A 21,162-nucleotide genomic window follows, 5' to 3' on the forward strand; every position below is an offset into this window, starting at 1 on the left:
TTTTAATAGCTGGTAAAAAGTCAATCAAATTGCAGAAAATAATAAAATTCACGGTGTACCGAAATCGTTACATCTCAGGGTGTTGTAGAAAACTAGATTCTATAGGTCATTTAATTTGTTGACCCAATGCCAAATTTCAGTTCATTTAAAAAGAGTTAAATCATGTTACGTGACAGCAACAACAATATTAATATTTCTTCAGAGAAAATATTAGTAACACCCCAAGCGTTAAAGTCTGAATTGCCAGTGAGCGATTCAGTTTTGCAAGTCGTGCAAACGTCTAGGCAAGTTATTAGTGATATTTTACATCGTAAAGATCACAGGTTTTTACTGATATGTGGTCCTTGCTCCATACATGACATTGATGCTGCTAAAGAATATGCCCTTAAATTAAAAGAATTACACGAGAGCTGTAAGGACACTCTGTATATTGTGATGCGCGTATATTTTGAAAAGCCTCGCACCACAGTCGGTTGGAAAGGTTTGATCAATGATCCCCACATTAACGATACTTTTGATATTGAGACCGGTTTACGTAAAGCCAGAGAATTATTGATTTGGTTGGCAGAATTAGAATTGCCGGTAGCCACTGAAGCCCTCGATCCAATCAGCCCTCAATACTTGGCTGAATTGTTTAGCTGGTCTGCAATAGGGGCACGTACCTCTGAATCGCAAACCCATCGCGAAATGGCCAGTGGATTGTCAATGCCCGTTGGATTTAAAAATGGTACCGATGGTAGTTTGGGCATAGCCATTAATGCGCTGCAATCGGCTGCGTCTGGTCATAGTTTTATGGGTATTAACGGCGAAGGGCAAGTGAGTGTCGTAACTACTCAGGGAAATCCAGATGGGCATATTATTTTAAGAGGCGGAAAACAACCAAATTATGACTCGGTTTGTGTGGCAGATTGCGAAGTTGAATTAGAAAAAGCGAAATTGAGTGCAGGTTTAGTGATTGATTGTAGCCACGCAAACTCTAGTAAAGATTTCAACAGACAACCTTTGGTGGCGAAAAATGTCGTTAACCAAATTCTTGAAGGCAATCAATCTGTTATTGGGATCATGTTAGAAAGTCATTTGAATCATGGTAATCAAAGTAGTTCAGGTAAAACACCTGCTGATTTAGAATATGGCGTGTCAATTACAGATGGATGTATAAATTGGCAAACTACAGAAGATTTAATCAATCATATGCGAGATAAGTTGATAACTGTGTTACCTATGCGGTTAAATAAGTTTATTGACGCTGAAAACTAGGAAAAGTAATGCCCGTATCCCCAGATGATCTTAACCAACTGCGACAGCAAATAGATGAAATTGATAACCAGTTAGTTGAGTTATTGGCTAAACGGGCAAAGATTACTGCTCAAGTGGGCAAGTACAAGAGTCAGGTTGGCTTACCTATTTATGTACCTGAACGTGAAGCTGAACTCATAGCCAAGAGACGAGCAGAAGCAGAGCTGTTAAATGTATCTCCCGTTTTAGTTGAAGACTTATTACGCCGGATCATGCGAGAGTCTTACCATACGCAAAATGTTAACTATTTGTGTACCAATCCCAAGATTCAAAAAATTGTGGTGATTGGTGGGGCGGGGGCCTTAGGTCGGGTTTTTGTTGATATGTTTAAACGCAGCGGCTATCCGGTTCAGTTACTTGAAAAAAATGACTGGGAAAGGGCTGATTCTATCCTTAGTGATGCTGGCCTAGTCTTAGTGGCAGTGCCCATTAAGTTAACTGAAAGTGTTATATCGCAGCTTACAAATTTACCAGAAGACTGCATATTAGTTGATATAACCAGTACTAAACAAAAACCTTTGGCGGCCATGATGGCGGCGCACAAAGGGCCGGTATTGGGCCTACACCCTATGTTTGGACCTGATGTACCTAGCTTGGTTAAACAGGTAGTAGTGGTGTGCCATGGACGTCATGCTGAGGAGTATGAATGGCTATTACAGCAAATTCGTATTTGGGGCGGAATTTTACAGCAGACCACAGCTAAAGAGCATGATGATGCCATGGTGTTTATACAGGTTATGCGGCATTTTTGTAGTTTTGTATTTGGCTCACATTTGGCCGGTGAAAACCCAGATCTACAACAATTAGTTTCCTTAAGTTCGCCTATATACCGTTTAGAGTTGGCCATGGTTGGCCGCCTATTTGCGCAGGACCCTGTGTTATACGCCGATATCATTTTTGATAATAAGGACAGTTTGGCAATATTAACTGAATTTAGCGTGAAATTTAATCAGGCTTTGAGCTTGGTTGAAAGCAACAATAAAGGTGAGTTTATTAAGCTGTTTCTTAACATAGGTGCTTGGTTTGGTGATTATGCCAAGCAATGTTTAGTTGATAGTAGAAAACTTTTATTAAAGGCAGATGATGATCGTTCGTTAAGTGAGGATAGTTAAGCTTAAAGTGAATACATTTTTATTGTGTTGATAAATAATACTTTTAACAGGTGTTTCTAACGTCATTGTCGCTTAAAAGACTAAAAAAAACGGGTGCAGTTTTGGCTGCCCCGTTTTTTTGTATCTATCAGTTAAATAGGGTCTTGTTACTATTATTTGGCTAAAGCACTCACGGCTGCTACTTTTGTTGGGTTTATTTCTTCATTTGGATAGCAACCTAACACTTTAAAATATCGAGTGATAGCTTGTAATTCTTCTAGAGCTTGCTGCATAGGGCCATCTTGCACGTTACCCTCTACATCAAGATAAAACATTTCTTCCCAAGGGTTACCGGTAATAGGCCTAGATTCAAGCTTAGTCATATTAATTTTGTTGTCGCGCAGTACCATTAATGCTTCCACCAAAGCCCCAGGTTTCTGTACTGTAGACATGACTAAGGTTGTTTTGGCTGGCACTTGTAATGGCACGTTGACAGGCTTACGGGCCACTACAAAAAAGCGACTGTGATTTTCTTTTTGATTGGCCAAATTTGATTTTATCGCATGTAAACCATATAAACTGCCACCTGATTCACTGCCCATAGCGGCTACCTCATCAGTGTCTAATTCGGCCACTTTTAACATTGCCGCAGAAGTACTATCACAAGGCTTAACCTCAACATTACCTAACTCAGCTAGAAAATGGCTACACTGAGCAAAAACTTGAGGGTGGGCGTATAAGGTTTTTATTTTGCTTACATCGGTTTCTCGACTTACCAATAACGCATGTTTAATGGGATAAGTGAGTTCACCAATGATAGAAAGATGGGTATGTTGTAGTTGGTCGTATACCTCATTAATGCTACCTGATGAGGTGTTTTCAATTGGTAATACGGCGTAGTCTGCTTCGTTAGTCTCTACTTTTTGTATGATTTCTAAAAAGCTTTGGCAGCCTATTTCAAGTAGTTCACCTGGGCGCCTAGCGAAATATTTTTGTGTGGCCAAATAACTATAAGAACCTTTGTCACCTAAAAACGCTACGCGATTCAGCGGCAGACTGCTACCTGGGTTAGCTCTAGCCGCTAACAATGCTTGTTGATTTAATACTGAGTCTTCAATGATGACATGAAATAGTTGCGTCACATAATGGGCGTCTAATCCGTGTTTACTGCCTTCTTTTATCAACCTTATTAATAATTGCTCTTCACGTTTTTGATCGCGTACTGGAATATGGTTTTTTATCTTTGTTTCAGCTACTTGGTTAGTATATTGCTGTCTTTGAGCTAAAAAAGTCAGTAGGTGTGTGTCAAGTTCAGTGATTTTTACTCTAAGTTCTTCTAATTCTGTTGATGACATGGTCTTCACTTGTAATTTCAAAAGTAACTCCCAACTTGGGAGGTTTAATAAAGTTAATAAAAACCTAGGATAAGGGTAGGTTCAAAATATGCTGGTGTGTGCCTGAATTTATAAAGCGGCTACCTATATGTCAACGATTGCTTAAGCACAATTTTCTAGTTTCTAAAGAATAATGAATAACACCTTATTGTTATCATCATTGGCCAAGTAATGAGACTAACATTTTGCGTACTTCGTTTACCTCAAAAGGTTTGTCACACAAGGCGTTAACACCGGTTTGATGAATATTAGCCATATGTAAGCTTGAGCTTGATTCACTGGTGACCATAATAATAGGTATGTGTGACGTTTCAGGATTAAAGCGAATAAATTCTGAAAGTTCTCTGCCATCCATTTCAGGCATATTATAATCGGTGACCACCAGATCAAAGGTTTTGTCTTTTAGCAATGTCAAAGCTTCAGCGCCATTTTCAGCCTCTAGGATTTTTTGTAATCCTAGGCCAGTGAGAACTCGGCGAATATGGTTTCGTGCGAGTTTGCTATCGTCAACCAACAATACTCTGACGTCATGCACATCAAATAATTCTAGATCCAGTTCATCAGAATTGATTAAATCCAAAGACGCTTTTAACGCTTTAGACAAATTTTCAGGGGTAAAAGGTTTGGGCAATATTGCGGCTACACCGGATTGCTTAAATTCTTCAAGCTTTTCAACTCGATTTTCGCTGGAAATTAACATAAAAGGAGTGGCGGCAAGGGCTTGGTTATTTTTTAGTTGTTTAATGATATCTAAGCCGGTTCCATCTTCGAAATACATGGCACTGACAACTAAATCCGCACCTTGTTTAGTAATAGTTTCAATAGCTTGCTTGACACTGCCCACTGCTTCTACGTGATTAATATCCGCAGCAGCTAATTGTTTAATTATGATTTTCCTTTGTGTATCTGAAGGTTCAACTAAGATGATACTAATTTCTGACAAAGAGAGATGATGCATTGCTACTCCTAACTGTAGTGCTACAGGCTATTAACCACCTGCTAATTTCACATTATGGCCTAGTTGCTCTAGTGTTGCTTTGATTTTATCGCGGTTGTCTCCCTGAATTTCAATTACCCCATCTTTTAATGCGCCACCTGTTCCGCACATTTTTTTTAATTGGCTACATAAGTCTTTTAGTTCTTTGTCTGGTAGGGCTAAACCTGTGATTGTTGTCATGCCTTTACCCTTGCGACCTTTGGTTTCACGGCGGATACGAACTATTCCATCCGTTTTTATAAGTGGTTTATTGGGTTCTTTATTTTGAATGCGGCCAGTTTGTGTGCTGTATACCAGTCTATTGTCACTCATATTTATCTCTAACCATTTTGTTTCTGATCGGGAAGGGCGCTCATTCTAATAAAAAAATGTGATTCTTTGTAGGCAAAGCTGTAAAACTATTATTTAATAACATCAACTTAGAGTGGTTTGTTATAATGCTTTGCTTTTCGAATAGGGGAAATGAATGAGTTTAGACAGAGAATTTTCTGAAGACGGTACTGAGTTAACTATCTTTCTTGAAGAAAAATTCGATTTTGGGAAAGTTAAAGACTTTCGAATGGCCTACTCAGAGCATACCGAAGACGTAACTAGTATTGTGATTAATTTACAGAAAACTGAATATATGGATAGCTCAGCATTAGGAATGTTGTTAAACATGCAAAAGAGTCTAAGTGACTCAGTGAAGTCATTCAAAATCACCCATTGCCGCCCGCAAGTTTTAAAAATTCTGCAGATTGCCCGTTTCGATAAAAAATTCCTTATTGTTTAACTGTTTATAAATAGTCATGCGTATTCTGGTTGTAGACGACGACACCCTTAATCGATTCCTACTAGTACATATGCTTGAGCAGCAAGGGTATTTGGATACCTTTGAAGCTGAGGACGGAGGGGTGGCTATTGAATTGGCAAAGCGAATCAATCCAGACTTAGTGTTGCTTGATGTAGTGATGCCTGAATTGGATGGATTTGAAGTTGCTACACAACTAAAAAAAATGGCTGGTGATATTTATTTACCTATCATTTTTATCACCGCCCTTGATGATGAAAAAACACTGGCTAGATGTTTAGAAGTAGGCGGTGATGATTTTGTCGCTAAACCTTTTGACAAGGTTGTATTGGCGGCAAAAATACGTGCCCATGCACGTACTCGGTTACTCAGTAAAAAAGCGTTTGAGCAAAATAAACAATTGACCTTTTATCGTAATGCGATAGAGCGTGAACATAAAATTGTTGAACACATCTTTGCCAATGCGTTGTCTGTTAATAAATCTTTTACCCGATACCTTGATTATTGCCTCAATCCAGCCAGTGATTTTAATGGTGATTTGTTTATAGCGAGTGCGAGTCCAACCGGTGGAATGTATTTTTTAATTGGAGATTTTACTGGTCATGGTTTAGCCTCGGCGATTGGTGCACTGCCAGTGTCACAGGCATTTCAAACTATGTCGAGAAAAGGACTTTCATTAATGGAGATGGCTGAAACCATAAACCAGACGCTATTAATGTTGCTGCCAGATGATATGTTTTTTGCCGCAGCAATTGTGGAAATTAATAACACAGGGAAGCAGCTTGATATTTGGAACGGTGGAATGCCGAGCCTGTTATTGCAAGATCCAAGCGGAAAAATAGTCAAGCGTTTTGATTCACGTCATATGGCTCTGGGTATATTAGAAAACCATGAATTTGAAGCAGACGTAGAACGTTATGAAATGCAATTTGGTGACAGGTTGGTGGCCTTTAGTGACGGTATAGTTGAGCTTGAAAATGAACAATATGAAATGCTCGGAAGTGAGGGCCTTGAAAGCTGGTTAAAGGCTCAGCCCGACATCAATGTTGAGGGCATAATAAGTAACGCTAAAGAGTATTTAGGCGCAATGCAGCGCAAGGACGATGTAACCCTAATTATTTTCACTAGCCAGCCTTTAGAACAGGTTAAAAACAAGGGGGTGGCTTCCAAAGTTCCACTTAAAATTGTAATAGAATTGGATGCTAAGCATATCAAGTCTACTGATCCTGTTGTGGATTTAGTGAGTGTTGTCACTAACCAGTTGAGTTTATTTGGTATTCATTCTGAACTCTTTACCGTGTTGAGTGAGCTCTACAATAATGCCCTTGAACATGGTGTTTTAGAACTTGATTCAGAATTAAAACAATCAGACTCAGGATTTTTTGCCTACTTTAAGTTGCGTGAAGAAAAACTTTCAAACCTTGAAGTGGCTAGTATTGTTATCAGCGCCGAATATTTACCAGATGAAAACGCCTTGGCCATTCAAATTAAAGATTCTGGTAAAGGCTTTAAACAGCAACCTATGTCAAAACTTGAAAATTTAGAGAAAAGCTATGGTCGCGGGATTTCCTTAGTAAAAGAGTTGTGCGAATCTGTGGAATATACAAATAAAGGCAACACAGTAGATGTGGTGTTTAAAATTTAACTAGGGTGTATAGAATGTTAAAAACGATCAAAATTCGCGTTGCAACGCATAGTGATGTTGGCGCATTAGTGAAATTCAATCAATTAATGGCATGGGAAACCGAACAAAAAGAATTGGACCAAGACACGCTGTCTAAAGGGGTCTCAGCCTTAGTTTCTGATGAGAATAAAGGTTTTTATTTAGTGGCAGAACAAAATGACCAAGTTGTGGGCAGTTTAATGGTGACCACAGAGTGGAGTGATTGGCGTAATGGGGTATTTTGGTGGATCCAGAGTGTGTATATTACTCCCGACTATCGCCGTCAAGGGATCTACGGCCAGTTATATGCTCAAGTAAAAGCCTTAGCAGCGCAGCAACAAGACGTGTGCGGTTTTAGGTTATATGTAGAAAAAGAAAATAGTATTGCTCAGAAAACTTATGAATCTTTGGGTATGCAAGAAAGCCATTATTTGATGTATGAAGAATAAATTGATATTGAGAATAATTCTCAATTAGATTACCATCCAGTTCTATCGTTGTTTTGCCTTTTGAAAGTAGGAATGCCTCTTGAAAAAAATCATCACTTGTATGTTTATTATCGTCTCTTTATTACCTCCATTGGTTATGGCCGAACAGGTCAACTTGTATTCAGCGCGCAAAGAAGCTTTGATCAAACCCTTATTAGATAAGTTTACTCAACAAACGGGTATTTCAGTCAATTTAGTTACGGGTAATGCTGATAATTTAATTACGCGCTTAAAAAGTGAAGGTAAATATAGCCCCGCAGATCTATTGTTAACCACAGATGTTGGTCGCTTATACCGCGCCAAACAGCAAGGTTTAACTCAGGAAATAGCTGAAACTGAGGCAATCTCTAAGTTACCTAATAATTTTCGTGATGAGCAGGGACACTGGTTAGGTTTGTCGTTGCGAGCCAGACCTTTAATGGTGTCGGCTGAAAGAGTTAATGGGCAATCAATTACTAAATTAGAAGATTTAACCGCTCCAGAATGGAAAGGGCGTATCTGTATTCGCAGTTCTAGTAATATTTATAATCAGTCTATGGTGGCCTCGTTAATTGCGCAACAAGGTGAATCTGCAACTGAAGAGTGGGTTAATGGCCTTGTTAAGAATTTTGCTCGTCCTCCACAAGGCGGTGACAGAGATCAAATTAAAGCGGTGGCTTCAGGATTATGTGATGTGGCTATCGCTAATACTTATTATCTAGCAGGCATGTTGAGTTCTGAAGATGAAACTACAAAACAGCAAGGTAAAAAGGTAAAAGTTGTTTGGCCAAATCAAGGTGACCGAGGGGCCCACATCAATATATCTGGTGTGGCCTTAGCTAAAAATGCACCTAACAAAGTAGCTGCAGTGAAGTTAATAGAGTTTTTACTCAGTGATGAGTCTCAAATGTGGTACGCAAAAACGAACCATGAATACCCTGTTTTGGCCGCTATCCCTTGGAGTGATTTACTGCAGTCATTTGGCACTTTCAAAACCGAACAAGTGCCTTTAGGCAAACTTGGTGAATTGAACTCGGCTGCAGTGCAAATGATGGATCGTGCTGGGTGGAAGTAAATGTATTGGTTGTGATCAGTTTGAATTAATTTAAGTTTGTTTATGAAACAAATAAACTGGTTCTTTGGCCGGTTCAATCTTTGGTTAGTTACTATTGCACTAGGCTGTTTCATTCTTGCAGCACCGATAGGCCTGGTGTTTTTCAGTGTTTTTTTCCCGCAAACTGAAATATGGCAACATCTTTATTCAACTGTTTTAACTGATTATATTGTTAATTCGCTGGTCTTGGCTTTTGGTGTCGGTGTCATAGTTATAGTGATAGGCACCGTTTTAGCCTGGTGTATCGCAAGATACGAGTTTGCCGGTCGTAAACAACTGCAATGGTTGATACTTTTGCCCATGGCAATGCCAGCCTACATTATTGCCTATACGTACACAGGATTATTGGACTTTGCAGGTCCAATACAAACCTTGCTCAGAGAAACGTTTAACTGGCAATATGGGGATTATTATTTTCCTGAAGTTCGCTCCTTACCTGGTGCGATCATTATGTTGTCTTTGGTGCTTTATCCCTACGTTTATATGTTAGCTAGAACCGCGTTTAGTGAACAACCAGCCAGCCTTGAAGAAGTCTCACGAAGTTTAGGTGTGTCCTCCAGACAACACCTAATTAAAGTAGTCTTACCTTTAGCCCGCCCAGCTATTCTGATGGGGGCTGCGTTGGCCATGATGGAAGCGTTTGCTGATTATGGTACTGTGCAATACTTTGGCTTGAGTACTTTTACGACAGGGATATTTAGAACTTGGTTTGGATTGGGAAATGGCCTTGCAGCAGCACAGTTGGCGGCGATGTTAACCAGTTTTGTTGTGTTATTGTTGATCCTTGAATTTCTATCTAGGCGCAAAATTCGCTATTATTTTCAAGGTCAAAAAGCACAACAAGTCACGAGACAAAAATTAACGGGTAGAAAAACGTTTTGGGTGCCATTTATGTGTGTGATCCCTGTATTTTTAGGCTTTATTTTACCTGTTTTACAATTGTTTCTCTGGGCATTAAAAACCTACTCCAAACAAGTGACCAGTGAATTTTGGTTATTATTGTGGAATAGTTTTTATTTGGCCGCAATCGCTGCGGTTACCGCTGTGATGTTAGCGCTGCTGTTTGCATATGGAAAACGCCTTAATCCCATTAAACCCATTCGAATTTTAGTCGGCATTGTCAATCTAGGGTATGCCATTCCGGGTACTGTGATAGCGATAGGGGCGATGATTTCACTAAGTTGGATTGATATTAAAGTTAATCTGTTCACTGAAACTTGGTTTGATTTTAGCGTCGGTTTAGTCTTTTCAGGTTCATTATTTGCCTTAATTTTGGTTTACAGTAGTCGCTTTCTCGCCGTAGCTATGCATAACGTTGATACGGGATTGGCTCGAGTCAAACCCAGTATGGATGATGCTGCTCGGTCTTTAGGGTACAAACCTTTACAAATTCTCAGAAGCATTCATGTACCTTTAATGAAAACCAGTGTCTTAAGTGCCTTGTTATTAGTCTTTGTCGATGTGTTAAAAGAACTCCCTGCGACCTTAATATTAAGGCCGTTTAATTTTAATACCTTGGCGGTAAAAGCATTTGAATTGGCTTCAGATGAACGTTTAATGGACGCTGCTTTGCCTGCTCTCGCTATAGTGAGTGTAGGTATATTACCGGTTATTTTATTGACTATGTTAATGGATAGACCCAACCAACTCAGTTCACCAGTCAAATAAGGCGCTTATGTTAAGTCTCAATCATGTCTCTGTTGGTTACCAAAACGTAAAAGCCGTGCAACAGGTGACCTTTGAATTATCTGCTGGGCAAATAGGTTGTTTATTAGGTCCATCTGGATGTGGTAAAACCTCTGTTTTACGTGCTATCGCTGGTTTTGAAAAGTTAAAGGACGGGCAAATCAGCTTACGTGATCAATTGGTTGCTGCTAAGAATAAGCACCTTGAACCTGAAAAACGCCACATAGCTGTAGTGTTTCAAGATTATGCTTTGTTTCCACATTTAACGGTTGCACAAAATATTGCCTTTGGTTTACAACAACAAAACAGCGTACAAAAACATCAGCGAGTAACAGAGTTGCTGCAACTTGTAGGACTTCCGGGGTATGGCAGCAGGTATCCCCATGCTTTGTCAGGAGGTCAACAGCAGCGTGTTGCCTTGGCGAGAGCAATGGCATCTAAACCTGATTTATTATTATTAGATGAGCCTTTTTCTAGTTTGGACGCAGAATTAAGAGATGAGCTTGCTAAAGAGTTGCGAGCTATTTTGAAACACGAAAAAACCACTGCGCTTATGGTGACACATGATCAACATGAAGCCTTTGCAATGGCCGATGTGATAGGTGTGATGAATAAAGGCCGTTTATTACAGTGGTCAGATGCATACGCGCTTTATCATCGACCAGTAAACCGCTTTGTGGCTTCTTTTGTGGGGGACGGCGTATTCTTGTCTGCTACTATCGATAACAACAATAAACTAAACAGTGGTTTAGGTATTTTCCCTATTCATCCTGACAGTGGTTTTAAGCAAGGTGATAAAGTGATGTTTTTGGTTCGTCCAGACGACATCATACATGATGATAAAAGTGAAAATTTAGCCAAGATTGTTGATAGGTCTTTTCAGGGCTCACATATTTTGTATCAACTAGAATTACAACAGGTAAATCATGCGCGGGTATTGTGCTTAGCGCCTAGTCATCATGATCACCAAATGAACGAATTGATAGGCATACGTTTAGACTTAGAACATCTGATAGTGTTTTCAGATAACGGTGACATGATATGAAAATTGCCATTGTAGGAGCCGGAATAACAGGGTGTTTATTAGCAAACGCCCTTGATTCTGAAAACCTAGATGTGAGTATTTTCGAGAAGTCTCGTGGCTGTGGAGGCAGAGCGAGTACCAAACAAACCGATTTTGGGCAGTGTGATATAGGGGCGACTATTGTTCCCGCACTAAAAGTCGAATTTGCAAATTTTATGCAACAACTGTGTAATCAAAACCTTGCTAGTAAATGGCCACAAAATGTATATGTTGCAGATCAAATAAAGGGTAATAAACATGCCTTGGAACGTTTTATCAGTGACAGAGAGTATTACGTTTTTAATGAAAAAATGAACGCTGCATGTCGTCATTGGGCGCGAAACTCTCACTTACACACAAATAGCTTAATAAGCCAAATACGTTACTGTGTTGGTAAAGGATGGCAACTAAAACTAAATGATGCGTGGCAGACAGAGTGGTTTGATAAAGTGGTCGTCACCGCCCCTTGGCCCCAAAGTCAGGCAATAATTGAACAATCTGAGTTGTCTCTAAGGCTGCCAAATTTTTCACAATCATGGACCAGTTGTTGGTCGATAGCGGTAAAATTAGAGCGATTAGTTGCTACTGACGTTGATTTGATTTATCTGAAAAATCACCCTATCCAGACCCTAGTGCGGGATTCTGGCAAACCTCAACGGCCACTAGTTGTTACGTCACAAACAGACCAAAAAAGCGAAATTTGGATTGCCCAGCTTAGCAATAAGTTATCAGATAGCTTAGGAAGTCAGGAAAGAGACCAGGCTATCTCTATTGCCACAAAGGGGTTATGCGAATTCTTTGATTTACCTGATAAAGCCGTGTCGAATACCTACGGGCATTACTGGCGGTATGCCAGACCCAGCGCTGGGCAAAAACCTTTAGGTATATTGTCTAACCATGAACTTGGTGTTTATGTTGGGGGGGATTGGAGTTTTGGTGCTTCTATTGAGTCCGCCTACGAAGGGTCTTTAGCATTGAGTCAATTAATTAAAACAGGTGTGTAAAATACAATGATTTCAAGTATTCAAGAATGGTTTAAAAGTCATATACAAGCAGATACCAACAATAGCCAACATACTATCGAATTGGCCACTGCGGTTTTATTATATGAAGTTATGCGTGCTGACAATAAGTTTGAGCAACTAGAACATGATAACTATCGTAAACAACTTGAAAAGCACTTTTCTTTGACAGGTGAGGAACTCAACACGCTTTGTGAATTGAGCCAGTCACATGCAGACGACGCAACTGACTATCAGCAATTTACTAGTGTTATCAATGAATCATATGGACTCACGGAAAAGAGGGCGGTAATTGATTCTTTGTGGTCTTTGGCTTACGCTGATCACGAATTAAGTCCCCATGAAGAATACACCATCAGAAAAATAGCGGATTTATTGTACATACCTCACAGCCAATTTATTCAGAGTAAGCTTTCAAACAAAAAATAATTTCTGTCTTACTATTGCTGAATTTAGTCGCATTTTTGATGGTGTCTTAAATAATAGACGCGCTAACTGTATGATTTCATATACATAATTAATCTTGATAACATGAGTGTCTCAAATTTGCGACATTTTGTGGTGGGATTTGTTGTGTTTTCTTAAATTAAACCCGTAATTTACTTTAACTGTTTGAATTATATAAGAAATATATTGTTGGCACGAACTGTGTAATAAGTCCGTTAGTAATCACATTCCTCTCGACTGGTTCCTCGAGTGTTATTAATGGATTGTGAATGTGGTGAAGGATATAGGTGCGTTATTGTTTATTATTGGCTGCAATGGCGTTTGCAACTAATTAGTACTTATAGCCTTAATGCGAATAAAATTTCGCGTTATTGTTGGCATGGATGCCTTATTTTTAATTGGTTTGATAATTTTTCTGAGTGTTTATCAAATCGCATATTGCATTAGCAAAGGATGGTAATGATATGAAAAAGACCAATTATATTATTTCGTTTTTGAGTCTAGTCACTATAGTTCAGATGTTTATTACTGTATCAGCATGGGCGGATGGTGAACTGATAGAAAAGCTTGATTTGGATAAAGACGGGCAAATTACAATTAAAGAAGCGGTTGCAAACCCGGCTGTTCTCGCCTCATTTGGAAAAATTGATACCAATGGCGATGGAAAAATTAGTTCAATTGAGTTGGCGAAAACAGAAGTGATCTTAGTCAAAGACAAAAATAATCATAAATCTGAAAAAAGAATTTAGAAAATATTATGAGAAAAGATCGACTTGTTCGATCTTTTTTTATTATGCTGACAACTCGATAAAATGAAAAAATTAATGGGAGTTGCCATGCAACTAGGCTCATTGCGGCAACTAACATTGGTTAGTTTTGTCGTTGTTCTTGTGCCCTTGGCATTATTGGTTGGCTACAGCCAAGTTAAGTTAAGCGAAATTGCGCAAATTGCCACAAATGAAGCTGAATACTCAGTCAATACTGTTCGCCGAGTGAGTAGGATGGAAGGTTTGGCGGTGGATATTGAGCGGCTGGTGCGCCAGTACCATATTGTTAAAAAGGACGCGTTGAAACCACTGATTGAAAAATCAACTCAACGATTTTCTGAATACCAATTACCTGTATGTGAACAACTTTTAGAAAAACAAAATTGTAGCAGTTTAACTGAACGTGTTGTGTGGATTAAACAGTATTCAGGTACGGAAGACCAATTACTGCTAGACGCTCAATTAGCTGAGTTTAAGCAAAATTTATATGATTTAGCGACACAGGTTGATAGCAGTCTGGATAAGAGGATCCAAGATCAACAAATTTATGTAAGCTCAGTGCAACAAACACAATTTTGGTTAACGGCTTGGTTATTAGGGACGTCTTTTTTACTCATTGCGCTAGGTTCCAAAGCCATATTAAAACCAGTTTCAAGACTTGAGCGGGTGATCACTGCCATTTCTCGCCAAGAAAATACCTTACCTGCTATTTCCACTTCTGGTCCAAAGGAGTTAATTGTACTAGAGCAGAAATTGCATCGATTAGCAGGTCGTTTAATTCAATTGGAAAATTTACGCCATGCATTGTTGCGTCATGCCTCCCATGAGTTAAAAACGCCATTGGCAAGTATCAAAGAAGGCTGCTCTTTGTTAACTGAGCAAGTTGTGGGGCCTTTGAATGCAGATCAAGAAGAAGTGTTATCACTTTTAAACAGCAGTACTGACAGGTTAAATTTACTGATTGTGCAGTTGCTTGATTACAATTTATTGTTGCAACAAGCTAAACCTGTATTTTCGAAGATTAGGACTGAAAGTTTTTTTGAAGAATTTGTGACCGAAAACAGTTTAGCAATTAAACAACATGACAACCAAATTGATATGCAAATTGATCTACCTAGTATTTTCGCTGATAAAAAGTTGTTTAGGAGAATATTGGATAATCTGGTGTCTAATGCCATTGCTCATGGCAGTAAAGGTCGACCCATTAGTATAAAACTCTATCAACAAGGTGACATGCAAGTCCTAGATTTTGCGAATCGAGGGCAGAAAGTTGCTGCTGAGCAACGTAATGTGTTATTTCAACCTTTTAGTCGTGGTGAAGGCGTACGAAATGATAGAGTAACAGGCTCAGGACTTGGATTATCCATAGTGGCTGATTGTGCCAGAATGATGTTTGGAAAGGCTGAATTTGTTGAGGTAGATTATGCTGACGTGTGTGTGCGTGTCTGTATCCCATGTAAAGAAGCGAGTATATGAATTTGAAATTAATAATCCTGTTTAGCGCCTTCATTTTGTTTAGCAGTTGTGAGTTGTTGCCAGTTTTAAACTCACCCGAAACAATGACAAAAGACACTGAAGCATCAACAGAGTCAGCAGAGTTAGCAGAATCAAAAGAAGAACAGCCTATTTGTGTGTGGGAAGTCTCTTCGGACGAGAATAACTGTAAAATAGAATATTGGTTGCAATATTGGTATCAGATTGAAGATATGCCTTGGCCAGAACGTAAAAGCCAAATAGAGGCTTTATCAGACCAAGACGTTGATGTTTTGAAAAAGGTATTTCTTAGCCAGGGCAAAAGCACACCCTATCAAGCGAGATTAAGAGCACAAGGTTGGGTGGAATTAATTTTACCTAAGTTAAGTCAACGGATGCGCCGTTTTATTACTGTGGCACTCTATTACCCTAGTCAGGACTTGTTGGAAATGGAGTCTGCTTTGGTGACTTTGAGTAAAATTAATACACATCAATCGTTCAATATTGAAGAACAACAAATACAGTTAAAAAAACAACAAAGTCAAATTGACCAGTTGCTTAACATTGAAGCGTCAATTATGGAAAGTATCGAAGAGGAAAAAGAATGAGTCAGTCGAATGTATCAGATCCCAATGTGTTGTTGGTGGATGATGACGAAAGTTTACTACGCTTAATGACCATCAGGTTAAAAGGGGAAGGATATAATGTTCAAAGTGCAGGTGGGGGCAAAGAGGCATTAAAGCTGATCAATTCCCAAAACTTTGATGTGGTGCTAAGTGATTTACGTATGCCGGGATTAGACGGTCTAAGCCTTTTTGAAGAAATAATGGCACTTAGAAAGGACGTACCCGTCATATTGATGACGGCACATGGGACTATCCAAGACGCGGTTGAAGCAACCCAAAGAGGTGTGTTTGGATTTTTGACTAAACCTATAGATCATGATGAATTGCGCAGTTTAATGGAAAAAGCAGTGAGTCAAAGTCAAGGAGCACAAAGGGGATTATGGTGTGAAAAGATCATTACTCGTTCGATGCACATGGAGCAGCTTCTTGATCAAGCTTATCGTGTAGCTAAGCGTGACGTCAGTGTTTTAATTAGTGGTGCAAGTGGCACAGGGAAGGAGCTGTTAGCCAGTGCTATTCATAAAGCCAGTAAAAGAGCGGACAAGGCTTTTGTAGCAATTAATTGTGGGGCGTTACCAGAAAACTTGCTTGAGTCTGAACTTTTTGGTCATGCTAAAGGCTCTTTTACAGGCGCGGTCAATGAGCATCAGGGCTTGTTTAGAGAAGCGGATGGGGGGACGTTATTTTTGGATGAAATTGGCGATATGCCAGTATCACTTCAGGTCAAATTACTCAGGGCCCTTCAAGAGCAAACCATTCGTCCTGTTGGTAGTAGTAAACAGATCCCTATTGATGTAAGAATTATTTCGGCTACCCATAAAAACCTTAGTAAGGAAATGCAAGAAGGAAACTTTAGAGAAGATTTATATTACCGGCTGAATGTGGTGAATATTACCTTACCCACTTTAAGAGAGCGATCTGAAGATATTCCGCTTTTGGCGCGGCACTTGTTAAAAAGCAGTGCAGAACGTCATCAAGTTAAGGTTAGTCGATTTTCTGATGATGCAATGCAATTATTAACCACTTGTTTATGGCCAGGTAACGTCAGACAACTTGTCAACGTAGTAGAGCAATGTGTTGCTTTGACGCAAACACCTGTTGTCGCTTCTCATCTAGTTGAACAAGCCTTGTCGGCTTCAGAGCAAAAATGGCCAACCTTAACGGAAGCAAGAGATGCCTTTGAGCAAAAGTATTTATTAAAATTACTTAAAATGACAGACGGTAATGTGACAAGAGCAGCAGAGTTAGCAGGTAGAAATCGTACCGATATGCATAAGCTAATGAAAAAGCATGACCTGCATTCGTCAGATTTTAAGCCGGATTAACCAGTTTAATGCATCATTAAATTGAAACATTAATCAGGTTTAACTAAAAACCTCTGTTATTTACATCTAAGTTCCTTACAATACCGCGAATTTTTTGAATGGCAAAATTAGACGAATGCGATTAGCCCTAGGCATTGAATATAACGGCGCGCTTTACCATGGTTGGCAGCGTCAACAAACGGTAGCAAGCGTGCAGCAGCACGTCGAAGAGGCGTTAGCTAAAATAGCCAATGAAGCTATCAATGTAACTTGTGCTGGACGAACCGACGCTGGGGTGCATGCTACTTGCCAAGTGGTACATTTTGACACCAATAGCCAGCGCCCTGATCGTGCTTGGACTATTGGTATGAATCGATTTTTACCTAAATCGATTGCAGTGAAGTGGGTAAAAAGCATGGACGATGAGTTTCATGCGCGTTTTTCTGCAACGGCAAGACGATACCGGTATATCATTTATAATCATCGCTTGCGTAATAGTATTCTTCCTAAAGGGGTGACCCATATCCATAGTGGTTATCTTGATCATGAATTGATGCATCAAGCAGCGCAGCACTTGGTAGGGCGACATGATTTTAGTGCATTTAGAGCGGTGAATTGTCAGGCGAACACCCCAGTGCGGAATATGAGTCGTATTAATGTGACTCGATTTGGTGATTTCATTATGATTGATGTAACTGCAAATGCATTTTTGCATCATATGGTGCGCAATATTACCGGATCATTAGTGAAAGTGGGCAGCAAGGAAAAGCCCGTATCGTGGATAAAAACCCTGCTGCAAGAGAAAGATCGCACTAAAGCAGCTGCCACTGCTAAGCCCAATGGGTTATATTTGGTACATGTGACGTACCCTGAACAATTTGAATTGCCTAAAACACCATTAGGACCATTATTTTTACCTGATTGATACTTCTAAGACCAGTTTTGATTTCGTGATGTATGCATGATGTGATTTAATAGTCTTTCTTTCGGCCTATAAGGCTTAAAACGGGCACTAAACAAACCGTTGAATATTGTCAATTTGTTAAGTTTGGCAAATTGCATAACAGGATTTTATATGAGTTGGATTGAAAAAATACTACCGCGCACTAAGTCATCGACTAAGAGTAATGTGCCAGAGGGAATTTGGACTAAATGTGGTGAATGTGCCGCCGTACTGTATAAAACAGAATTAGAAAAACAATTAGGTGTTTGCCCTAAATGTGACCATCACATGCGTATTGGTGCTCGAGCGCGCATCAATCACTTTTTAGACAAAGGTGAAAGAGTAGAATTAGGCGCAGATTTAGAGCCGCAAGATTTACTCAAATTTAAAGACTCGAAAAAATACAAAGATAGATTGGTTAGTGCTCAAAAAGCCACTAATGAAAAAGACGCGTTAGTGGTAATGCAAGGTAAGTTGAACGGTATGCCTGTAGTGGTCGCTGCTTTTGAATTTGCTTTTATGGGCGGCTCAATGGCATCGGTGGTGGGCGCTAGATTTGTCAAAGCAGTGAATGCTTGTTTGGAACTTAATATGCCGCTGGTGTGTTTCTCAACTAGTGGTGGGGCACGTATGCAAGAAGCGCTTTTGTCACTGATGCAGATGGCTAAAACCAGTGCGGCATTAGCCAAGATGAGTGAAAAAGGCTTGCCGTATATTTCTGTACTGACCGATCCCACTATGGGCGGAGTCTCAGCGAGTTTGGCTATGTTGGGTGATGTGAACGTTGCTGAGCCTAAAGCCTTGATCGGATTTGCTGGCCCAAGAGTGATTGAACAAACTGTTCGTGAAACCCTTCCTGAAGGTTTTCAACGCAGCGAATTTTTGTTAGAAAAAGGCGCAATTGACATCATTGTTGATCGCCGTGAAATGCGTGATAAATTATTTAGTTTATTGTCAAAACTGCACCATCAACATCATTAATTAATGTCACCTATCTCAACACACCAAGCGTCTGACCAAGAGGCTTGGTGCCTAGACCAATGGTTGATTTATCTTGAGCAGATTCATCCAAGTAATATTGAATTAGGCTTAGAACGAGTTGCTAAGGTTTTTGCTAAATTACAGCTTGACCTCAGTCAGCGAGTTATTGTCACTGTTGCCGGTACTAATGGTAAAGGCACTACCTGTGCTTTAATTGAACAAGCCGTTTTAACCTCACAACAGTCAGTCGCTGTATTTAGCTCACCACATCTATTAGATTACCGTGAACGCGTTAGAGTCGCAGGCGCTATGTTGCCTGAAAAAGCCCATTGTCAGGCGTTTTTAAAAATAGAGCAGGCACGGGGCGATATTTCTCTTACCTATTTTGAGTTTGGAACATTGGCGGCACTTCAGCTTATGGCAGATTCGAACGCCAAGTATTTAATATTAGAAGTTGGTTTAGGTGGGCGATTGGATGCAATTAATATTATTGACCCCAATATAGCTGTGATCACTAGTATCGATTTAGACCATCAAGATTGGCTTGGTAATACTAGAGAATTAATAGCAATTGAAAAAGCAGGTATTTTTCGAGCTAATATTCCAGCTGTAATTGGCGAGCCTAACCCGCCCTCTACATTGCTTGAAGCCACTTTGAAATACCAAGTTACACCTTTATGGCAAGGTAAAGATTTTTACTTTCAAACAGATGCTAAGGGATTTCATTGGCAAGGCGCTAATTGTCGTTTTGACAGTTTACCTTTGCCTCATATTCCCGCTCAAAATGCATCTACAGCGTTGCAAGTCATTGAAATTTTGGATTTGCAGTTAGATAACACGTTAATGGCCCAAGTCTTTGAGCAAACCAGTTTGCCTGGACGAAGACAAATTATTCAAAACAGTCCTAAGGTCATCTTGGATGTCGCACATAATCCCCAAGCGACTCGGCTACTGGCTAGTGATATTAAAAACATGCAATACCGCAGTGTTATCGGGGTTGTGGCCATGTTAGCTGACAAAGATATCCATGCCACACTTGCTCCAATGTTGCCCATTGTATCGACTTGGTATTGTGCTAGTTTAGATGTACCTAGAGGGGCAAAAGCAAGTACATTGGTGGCTGCTGTATTACCCTCTGGGCAAAAAGTGTTAGACTATGACTCAGTTGAAATTGCATATACATCTGCATTAGAAAAGGCTGATAAGGAAGATCTAGTGATCGTATTTGGTTCTTTTTTTACAGTCACAAATGTATTAAAAATGGGGTTGTTACCCCCTAACGAAAAGGTGTCGTAGAGTGTCATCCGCATTACAAAACCGTTTGGTAGGAACCGCCATAGTTGTTGCTATAGTAGTGATTTTTTTACCTGATTTGTTGGACGGGAAACAAGAATCAAAACGTAACTTATTTGTTGAATTGCCACAAAAACCGGCAATGAAAACGGTAAAATCTCCCGCTCCGTTTGATACTGATAAAGTGGAAGAGGCGGCGACCCGTAAAGTTGAAGTCATTTCAGAACAAGCATTGGATGATAGTCCCAGCGCAAACAAATCTGCTGATACAAAACTTGAAAGCCGCACCGAAGATGTTCAAGTGGCTGATATTTATGAAGAAGAAAAATCAGTTGCGGTTAAGGAAGAAGTTGTAAAAGCAGTACCTAAGGTCAGCAGTTTGCAGCAACAAACTGTGGTTGAGCAAGATGTTGATACCTTGTTAGCGAGCGCTGGTTGGGTGGTGCAATTAGGCAGCTTTCGCCATCAGAAGAATGTGCAAGAGCTGTTAAATCGCCTAGAAAAAGCGGGCTATCGTGCATTTAGCCGTCCAGTAAAGACTAACTCTGGCACTTTAACAAAAGTCTTTGTTGGTCCCGATTTGCAAAAAAGTAATTTAGATAACGCACTTTCCCACCTTAAAGAATTAACTCAATTACAGGGTAGGGTGACCCCTTTCACAGTTCAATAATTGTGTCTGCAGGCAGTGTTGAATGGTTCTATTTTCTACGAAAATTTTCAGGATTTTCGCCAGCCATTTTGATAG

The 21,162-nt window shown here is 39.8% G+C and carries 21 protein-coding genes; 18 read left to right on the top strand and 3 right to left on the bottom strand.

Features of this window, described 5'->3' with window-relative positions:
- The first annotated feature begins 162 nt into the window (after positions 1-162).
- Both AAC000_RS07945 and tyrA read left to right on the top strand, forming a co-directional pair.
- A complete protein-coding gene (locus tag AAC000_RS07945) occupies positions 163-1,257 on the top strand; it encodes a 3-deoxy-7-phosphoheptulonate synthase (protein WP_339721626.1) in 1,095 nt (364 codons plus the stop codon).
- Between the two features lie 8 nt (positions 1,258-1,265).
- The gene (gene tyrA, locus AAC000_RS07950) at positions 1,266-2,408 is read left to right on the top strand and encodes a bifunctional chorismate mutase/prephenate dehydrogenase (RefSeq protein ID WP_339721628.1); all 1,143 of its coding nucleotides are present in this window, start codon (positions 1,266-1,268) and stop codon (positions 2,406-2,408) included.
- A 152-nt stretch (positions 2,409-2,560) separates the two neighbouring features.
- Here tyrA and pheA read toward each other — a convergent pair whose 3' ends face one another.
- The 3 genes from pheA to yciH all read right to left on the bottom strand — a co-directional run bounded on the left by pheA (position 2,561) and on the right by yciH (position 5,096).
- Positions 2,561-3,742 carry a prephenate dehydratase gene (pheA, locus tag AAC000_RS07955; RefSeq protein ID WP_339721879.1) on the bottom strand — a complete coding sequence of 394 codons (1,182 nt, stop codon included), beginning with the start codon at positions 3,740-3,742 and terminating at the stop codon, positions 2,561-2,563.
- A 196-nt stretch (positions 3,743-3,938) separates the two neighbouring features.
- Entirely contained in the window at positions 3,939-4,739 is an 801-nt protein-coding gene (locus AAC000_RS07960; protein ID WP_339721629.1) for a response regulator, read from the bottom strand.
- A 30-nt stretch (positions 4,740-4,769) separates the two neighbouring features.
- Positions 4,770-5,096, bottom strand: coding sequence for a stress response translation initiation inhibitor YciH (gene yciH / locus AAC000_RS07965; protein ID WP_339721881.1), 327 nt, complete (start codon positions 5,094-5,096; stop codon positions 4,770-4,772).
- A 148-nt stretch (positions 5,097-5,244) separates the two neighbouring features.
- Between yciH and AAC000_RS07970 the strand changes: the two genes are divergently transcribed.
- From AAC000_RS07970 to AAC000_RS08045, 16 genes are all read left to right on the top strand, one after another.
- Complete coding sequence (locus AAC000_RS07970) at positions 5,245-5,550, top strand: STAS domain-containing protein (protein ID WP_339721630.1); 306 nt, start codon at positions 5,245-5,247, stop codon at positions 5,548-5,550.
- 16 nt (positions 5,551-5,566) lie between these two features.
- Complete coding sequence (locus AAC000_RS07975) at positions 5,567-7,213, top strand: fused response regulator/phosphatase (RefSeq protein ID WP_339721631.1); 1,647 nt, start codon at positions 5,567-5,569, stop codon at positions 7,211-7,213.
- Between the two features lie 14 nt (positions 7,214-7,227).
- Complete coding sequence (locus AAC000_RS07980) at positions 7,228-7,680, top strand: GNAT family N-acetyltransferase (protein WP_339721632.1); 453 nt, start codon at positions 7,228-7,230, stop codon at positions 7,678-7,680.
- A gap of 79 nt (positions 7,681-7,759) precedes the next feature.
- A complete protein-coding gene (locus tag AAC000_RS07985) occupies positions 7,760-8,773 on the top strand; it encodes a Fe(3+) ABC transporter substrate-binding protein (protein WP_339721634.1) in 1,014 nt (337 codons plus the stop codon).
- A 42-nt stretch (positions 8,774-8,815) separates the two neighbouring features.
- Positions 8,816-10,480: an iron ABC transporter permease gene (locus tag AAC000_RS07990; RefSeq protein WP_339721636.1), complete on the top strand. Its 1,665-nt coding sequence runs from the start codon at positions 8,816-8,818 to the stop codon at positions 10,478-10,480.
- Positions 10,481-10,487: 7 nt separating this feature from the next.
- On the top strand, positions 10,488-11,543 hold the full coding sequence (locus AAC000_RS07995; protein WP_339721638.1) for an ABC transporter ATP-binding protein: 1,056 nt from the start codon (positions 10,488-10,490) through the stop codon (positions 11,541-11,543).
- Positions 11,540-12,565: an NAD(P)-binding protein gene (locus AAC000_RS08000; protein WP_339721640.1), complete on the top strand. Its 1,026-nt coding sequence runs from the start codon at positions 11,540-11,542 to the stop codon at positions 12,563-12,565. The genes AAC000_RS07995 and AAC000_RS08000 overlap by 4 nt, the downstream gene beginning before the upstream one ends.
- Before the next feature lie 6 nt (positions 12,566-12,571).
- Positions 12,572-13,012 (top strand): TerB family tellurite resistance protein, encoded by a 441-nt coding sequence (locus tag AAC000_RS08005; protein ID WP_339721642.1) that lies wholly within the window; start codon positions 12,572-12,574, stop codon positions 13,010-13,012.
- Positions 13,013-13,494: 482 nt separating this feature from the next.
- The gene (locus AAC000_RS08010) at positions 13,495-13,779 is read left to right on the top strand and encodes a hypothetical protein (RefSeq protein WP_339721644.1); all 285 of its coding nucleotides are present in this window, start codon (positions 13,495-13,497) and stop codon (positions 13,777-13,779) included.
- Between the two features lie 87 nt (positions 13,780-13,866).
- Entirely contained in the window at positions 13,867-15,273 is a 1,407-nt protein-coding gene (locus AAC000_RS08015) for a HAMP domain-containing sensor histidine kinase (protein ID WP_339721646.1), read from the top strand.
- The gene (locus tag AAC000_RS08020; protein WP_339721648.1) at positions 15,270-15,878 is read left to right on the top strand and encodes a hypothetical protein; all 609 of its coding nucleotides are present in this window, start codon (positions 15,270-15,272) and stop codon (positions 15,876-15,878) included. Before AAC000_RS08015 ends, AAC000_RS08020 begins: the two co-directional genes overlap by 4 nt.
- Positions 15,875-17,221, top strand: a complete 1,347-nt coding sequence (locus AAC000_RS08025) for a sigma 54-interacting transcriptional regulator (RefSeq protein ID WP_339721650.1) — start codon at positions 15,875-15,877, stop codon at positions 17,219-17,221. Before AAC000_RS08020 ends, AAC000_RS08025 begins: the two co-directional genes overlap by 4 nt.
- Positions 17,222-17,336: 115 nt before the next feature.
- Complete coding sequence (gene truA, locus AAC000_RS08030) at positions 17,337-18,125, top strand: tRNA pseudouridine(38-40) synthase TruA (protein ID WP_339721652.1); 789 nt, start codon at positions 17,337-17,339, stop codon at positions 18,123-18,125.
- A gap of 150 nt (positions 18,126-18,275) precedes the next feature.
- Positions 18,276-19,124 (top strand): acetyl-CoA carboxylase, carboxyltransferase subunit beta, encoded by an 849-nt coding sequence (gene accD, locus AAC000_RS08035; RefSeq protein ID WP_339721654.1) that lies wholly within the window; start codon positions 18,276-18,278, stop codon positions 19,122-19,124.
- A gap of 3 nt (positions 19,125-19,127) precedes the next feature.
- Positions 19,128-20,420, top strand: coding sequence for a bifunctional tetrahydrofolate synthase/dihydrofolate synthase (gene folC / locus AAC000_RS08040; RefSeq protein WP_339721655.1), 1,293 nt, complete (start codon positions 19,128-19,130; stop codon positions 20,418-20,420).
- Between the two features lies 1 nt (position 20,421).
- Positions 20,422-21,087, top strand: a complete 666-nt coding sequence (locus AAC000_RS08045; protein ID WP_339721656.1) for an SPOR domain-containing protein — start codon at positions 20,422-20,424, stop codon at positions 21,085-21,087.
- The last annotated feature ends 75 nt before the right edge of the window (positions 21,088-21,162 follow it).

Origin of the sequence: uncultured Paraglaciecola sp. (genome assembly GCF_963977085.1) — a bacterium.
In the GTDB taxonomy this organism is placed as follows: Bacteria; Pseudomonadota; Gammaproteobacteria; order Enterobacterales; family Alteromonadaceae; genus Paraglaciecola.

Excerpts from the sequence above, each read along its gene's own strand:
- AAC000_RS07945 (WP_339721626.1), top strand. The coding sequence starts at position 163 with ATGTTACGTGACAGCAACAACAATATTAATATTTCTTCAGAGAAAATA.
- tyrA (WP_339721628.1), top strand. The coding sequence starts at position 1,266 with ATGCCCGTATCCCCAGATGATCTTAACCAACTGCGACAGCAAATAGAT.
- pheA (WP_339721879.1), bottom strand. The coding sequence starts at position 3,742 with ATGTCATCAACAGAATTAGAAGAACTTAGAGTAAAAATCACTGAACTT.
- AAC000_RS07960 (WP_339721629.1), bottom strand. The coding sequence starts at position 4,739 with ATGCATCATCTCTCTTTGTCAGAAATTAGTATCATCTTAGTTGAACCT.
- AAC000_RS07970 (WP_339721630.1), top strand. The coding sequence starts at position 5,245 with ATGAGTTTAGACAGAGAATTTTCTGAAGACGGTACTGAGTTAACTATC.
- AAC000_RS07975 (WP_339721631.1), top strand. The coding sequence starts at position 5,567 with ATGCGTATTCTGGTTGTAGACGACGACACCCTTAATCGATTCCTACTA.
- AAC000_RS07980 (WP_339721632.1), top strand. The coding sequence starts at position 7,228 with ATGTTAAAAACGATCAAAATTCGCGTTGCAACGCATAGTGATGTTGGC.
- AAC000_RS07990 (WP_339721636.1), top strand. The coding sequence starts at position 8,816 with ATGAAACAAATAAACTGGTTCTTTGGCCGGTTCAATCTTTGGTTAGTT.
- AAC000_RS07995 (WP_339721638.1), top strand. The coding sequence starts at position 10,488 with ATGTTAAGTCTCAATCATGTCTCTGTTGGTTACCAAAACGTAAAAGCC.
- AAC000_RS08000 (WP_339721640.1), top strand. The coding sequence starts at position 11,540 with ATGAAAATTGCCATTGTAGGAGCCGGAATAACAGGGTGTTTATTAGCA.
- AAC000_RS08005 (WP_339721642.1), top strand. The coding sequence starts at position 12,572 with ATGATTTCAAGTATTCAAGAATGGTTTAAAAGTCATATACAAGCAGAT.
- AAC000_RS08010 (WP_339721644.1), top strand. The coding sequence starts at position 13,495 with ATGAAAAAGACCAATTATATTATTTCGTTTTTGAGTCTAGTCACTATA.
- AAC000_RS08015 (WP_339721646.1), top strand. The coding sequence starts at position 13,867 with ATGCAACTAGGCTCATTGCGGCAACTAACATTGGTTAGTTTTGTCGTT.
- AAC000_RS08020 (WP_339721648.1), top strand. The coding sequence starts at position 15,270 with ATGAATTTGAAATTAATAATCCTGTTTAGCGCCTTCATTTTGTTTAGC.
- AAC000_RS08025 (WP_339721650.1), top strand. The coding sequence starts at position 15,875 with ATGAGTCAGTCGAATGTATCAGATCCCAATGTGTTGTTGGTGGATGAT.
- truA (WP_339721652.1), top strand. The coding sequence starts at position 17,337 with ATGCGATTAGCCCTAGGCATTGAATATAACGGCGCGCTTTACCATGGT.
- accD (WP_339721654.1), top strand. The coding sequence starts at position 18,276 with ATGAGTTGGATTGAAAAAATACTACCGCGCACTAAGTCATCGACTAAG.
- folC (WP_339721655.1), top strand. The coding sequence starts at position 19,128 with ATGTCACCTATCTCAACACACCAAGCGTCTGACCAAGAGGCTTGGTGC.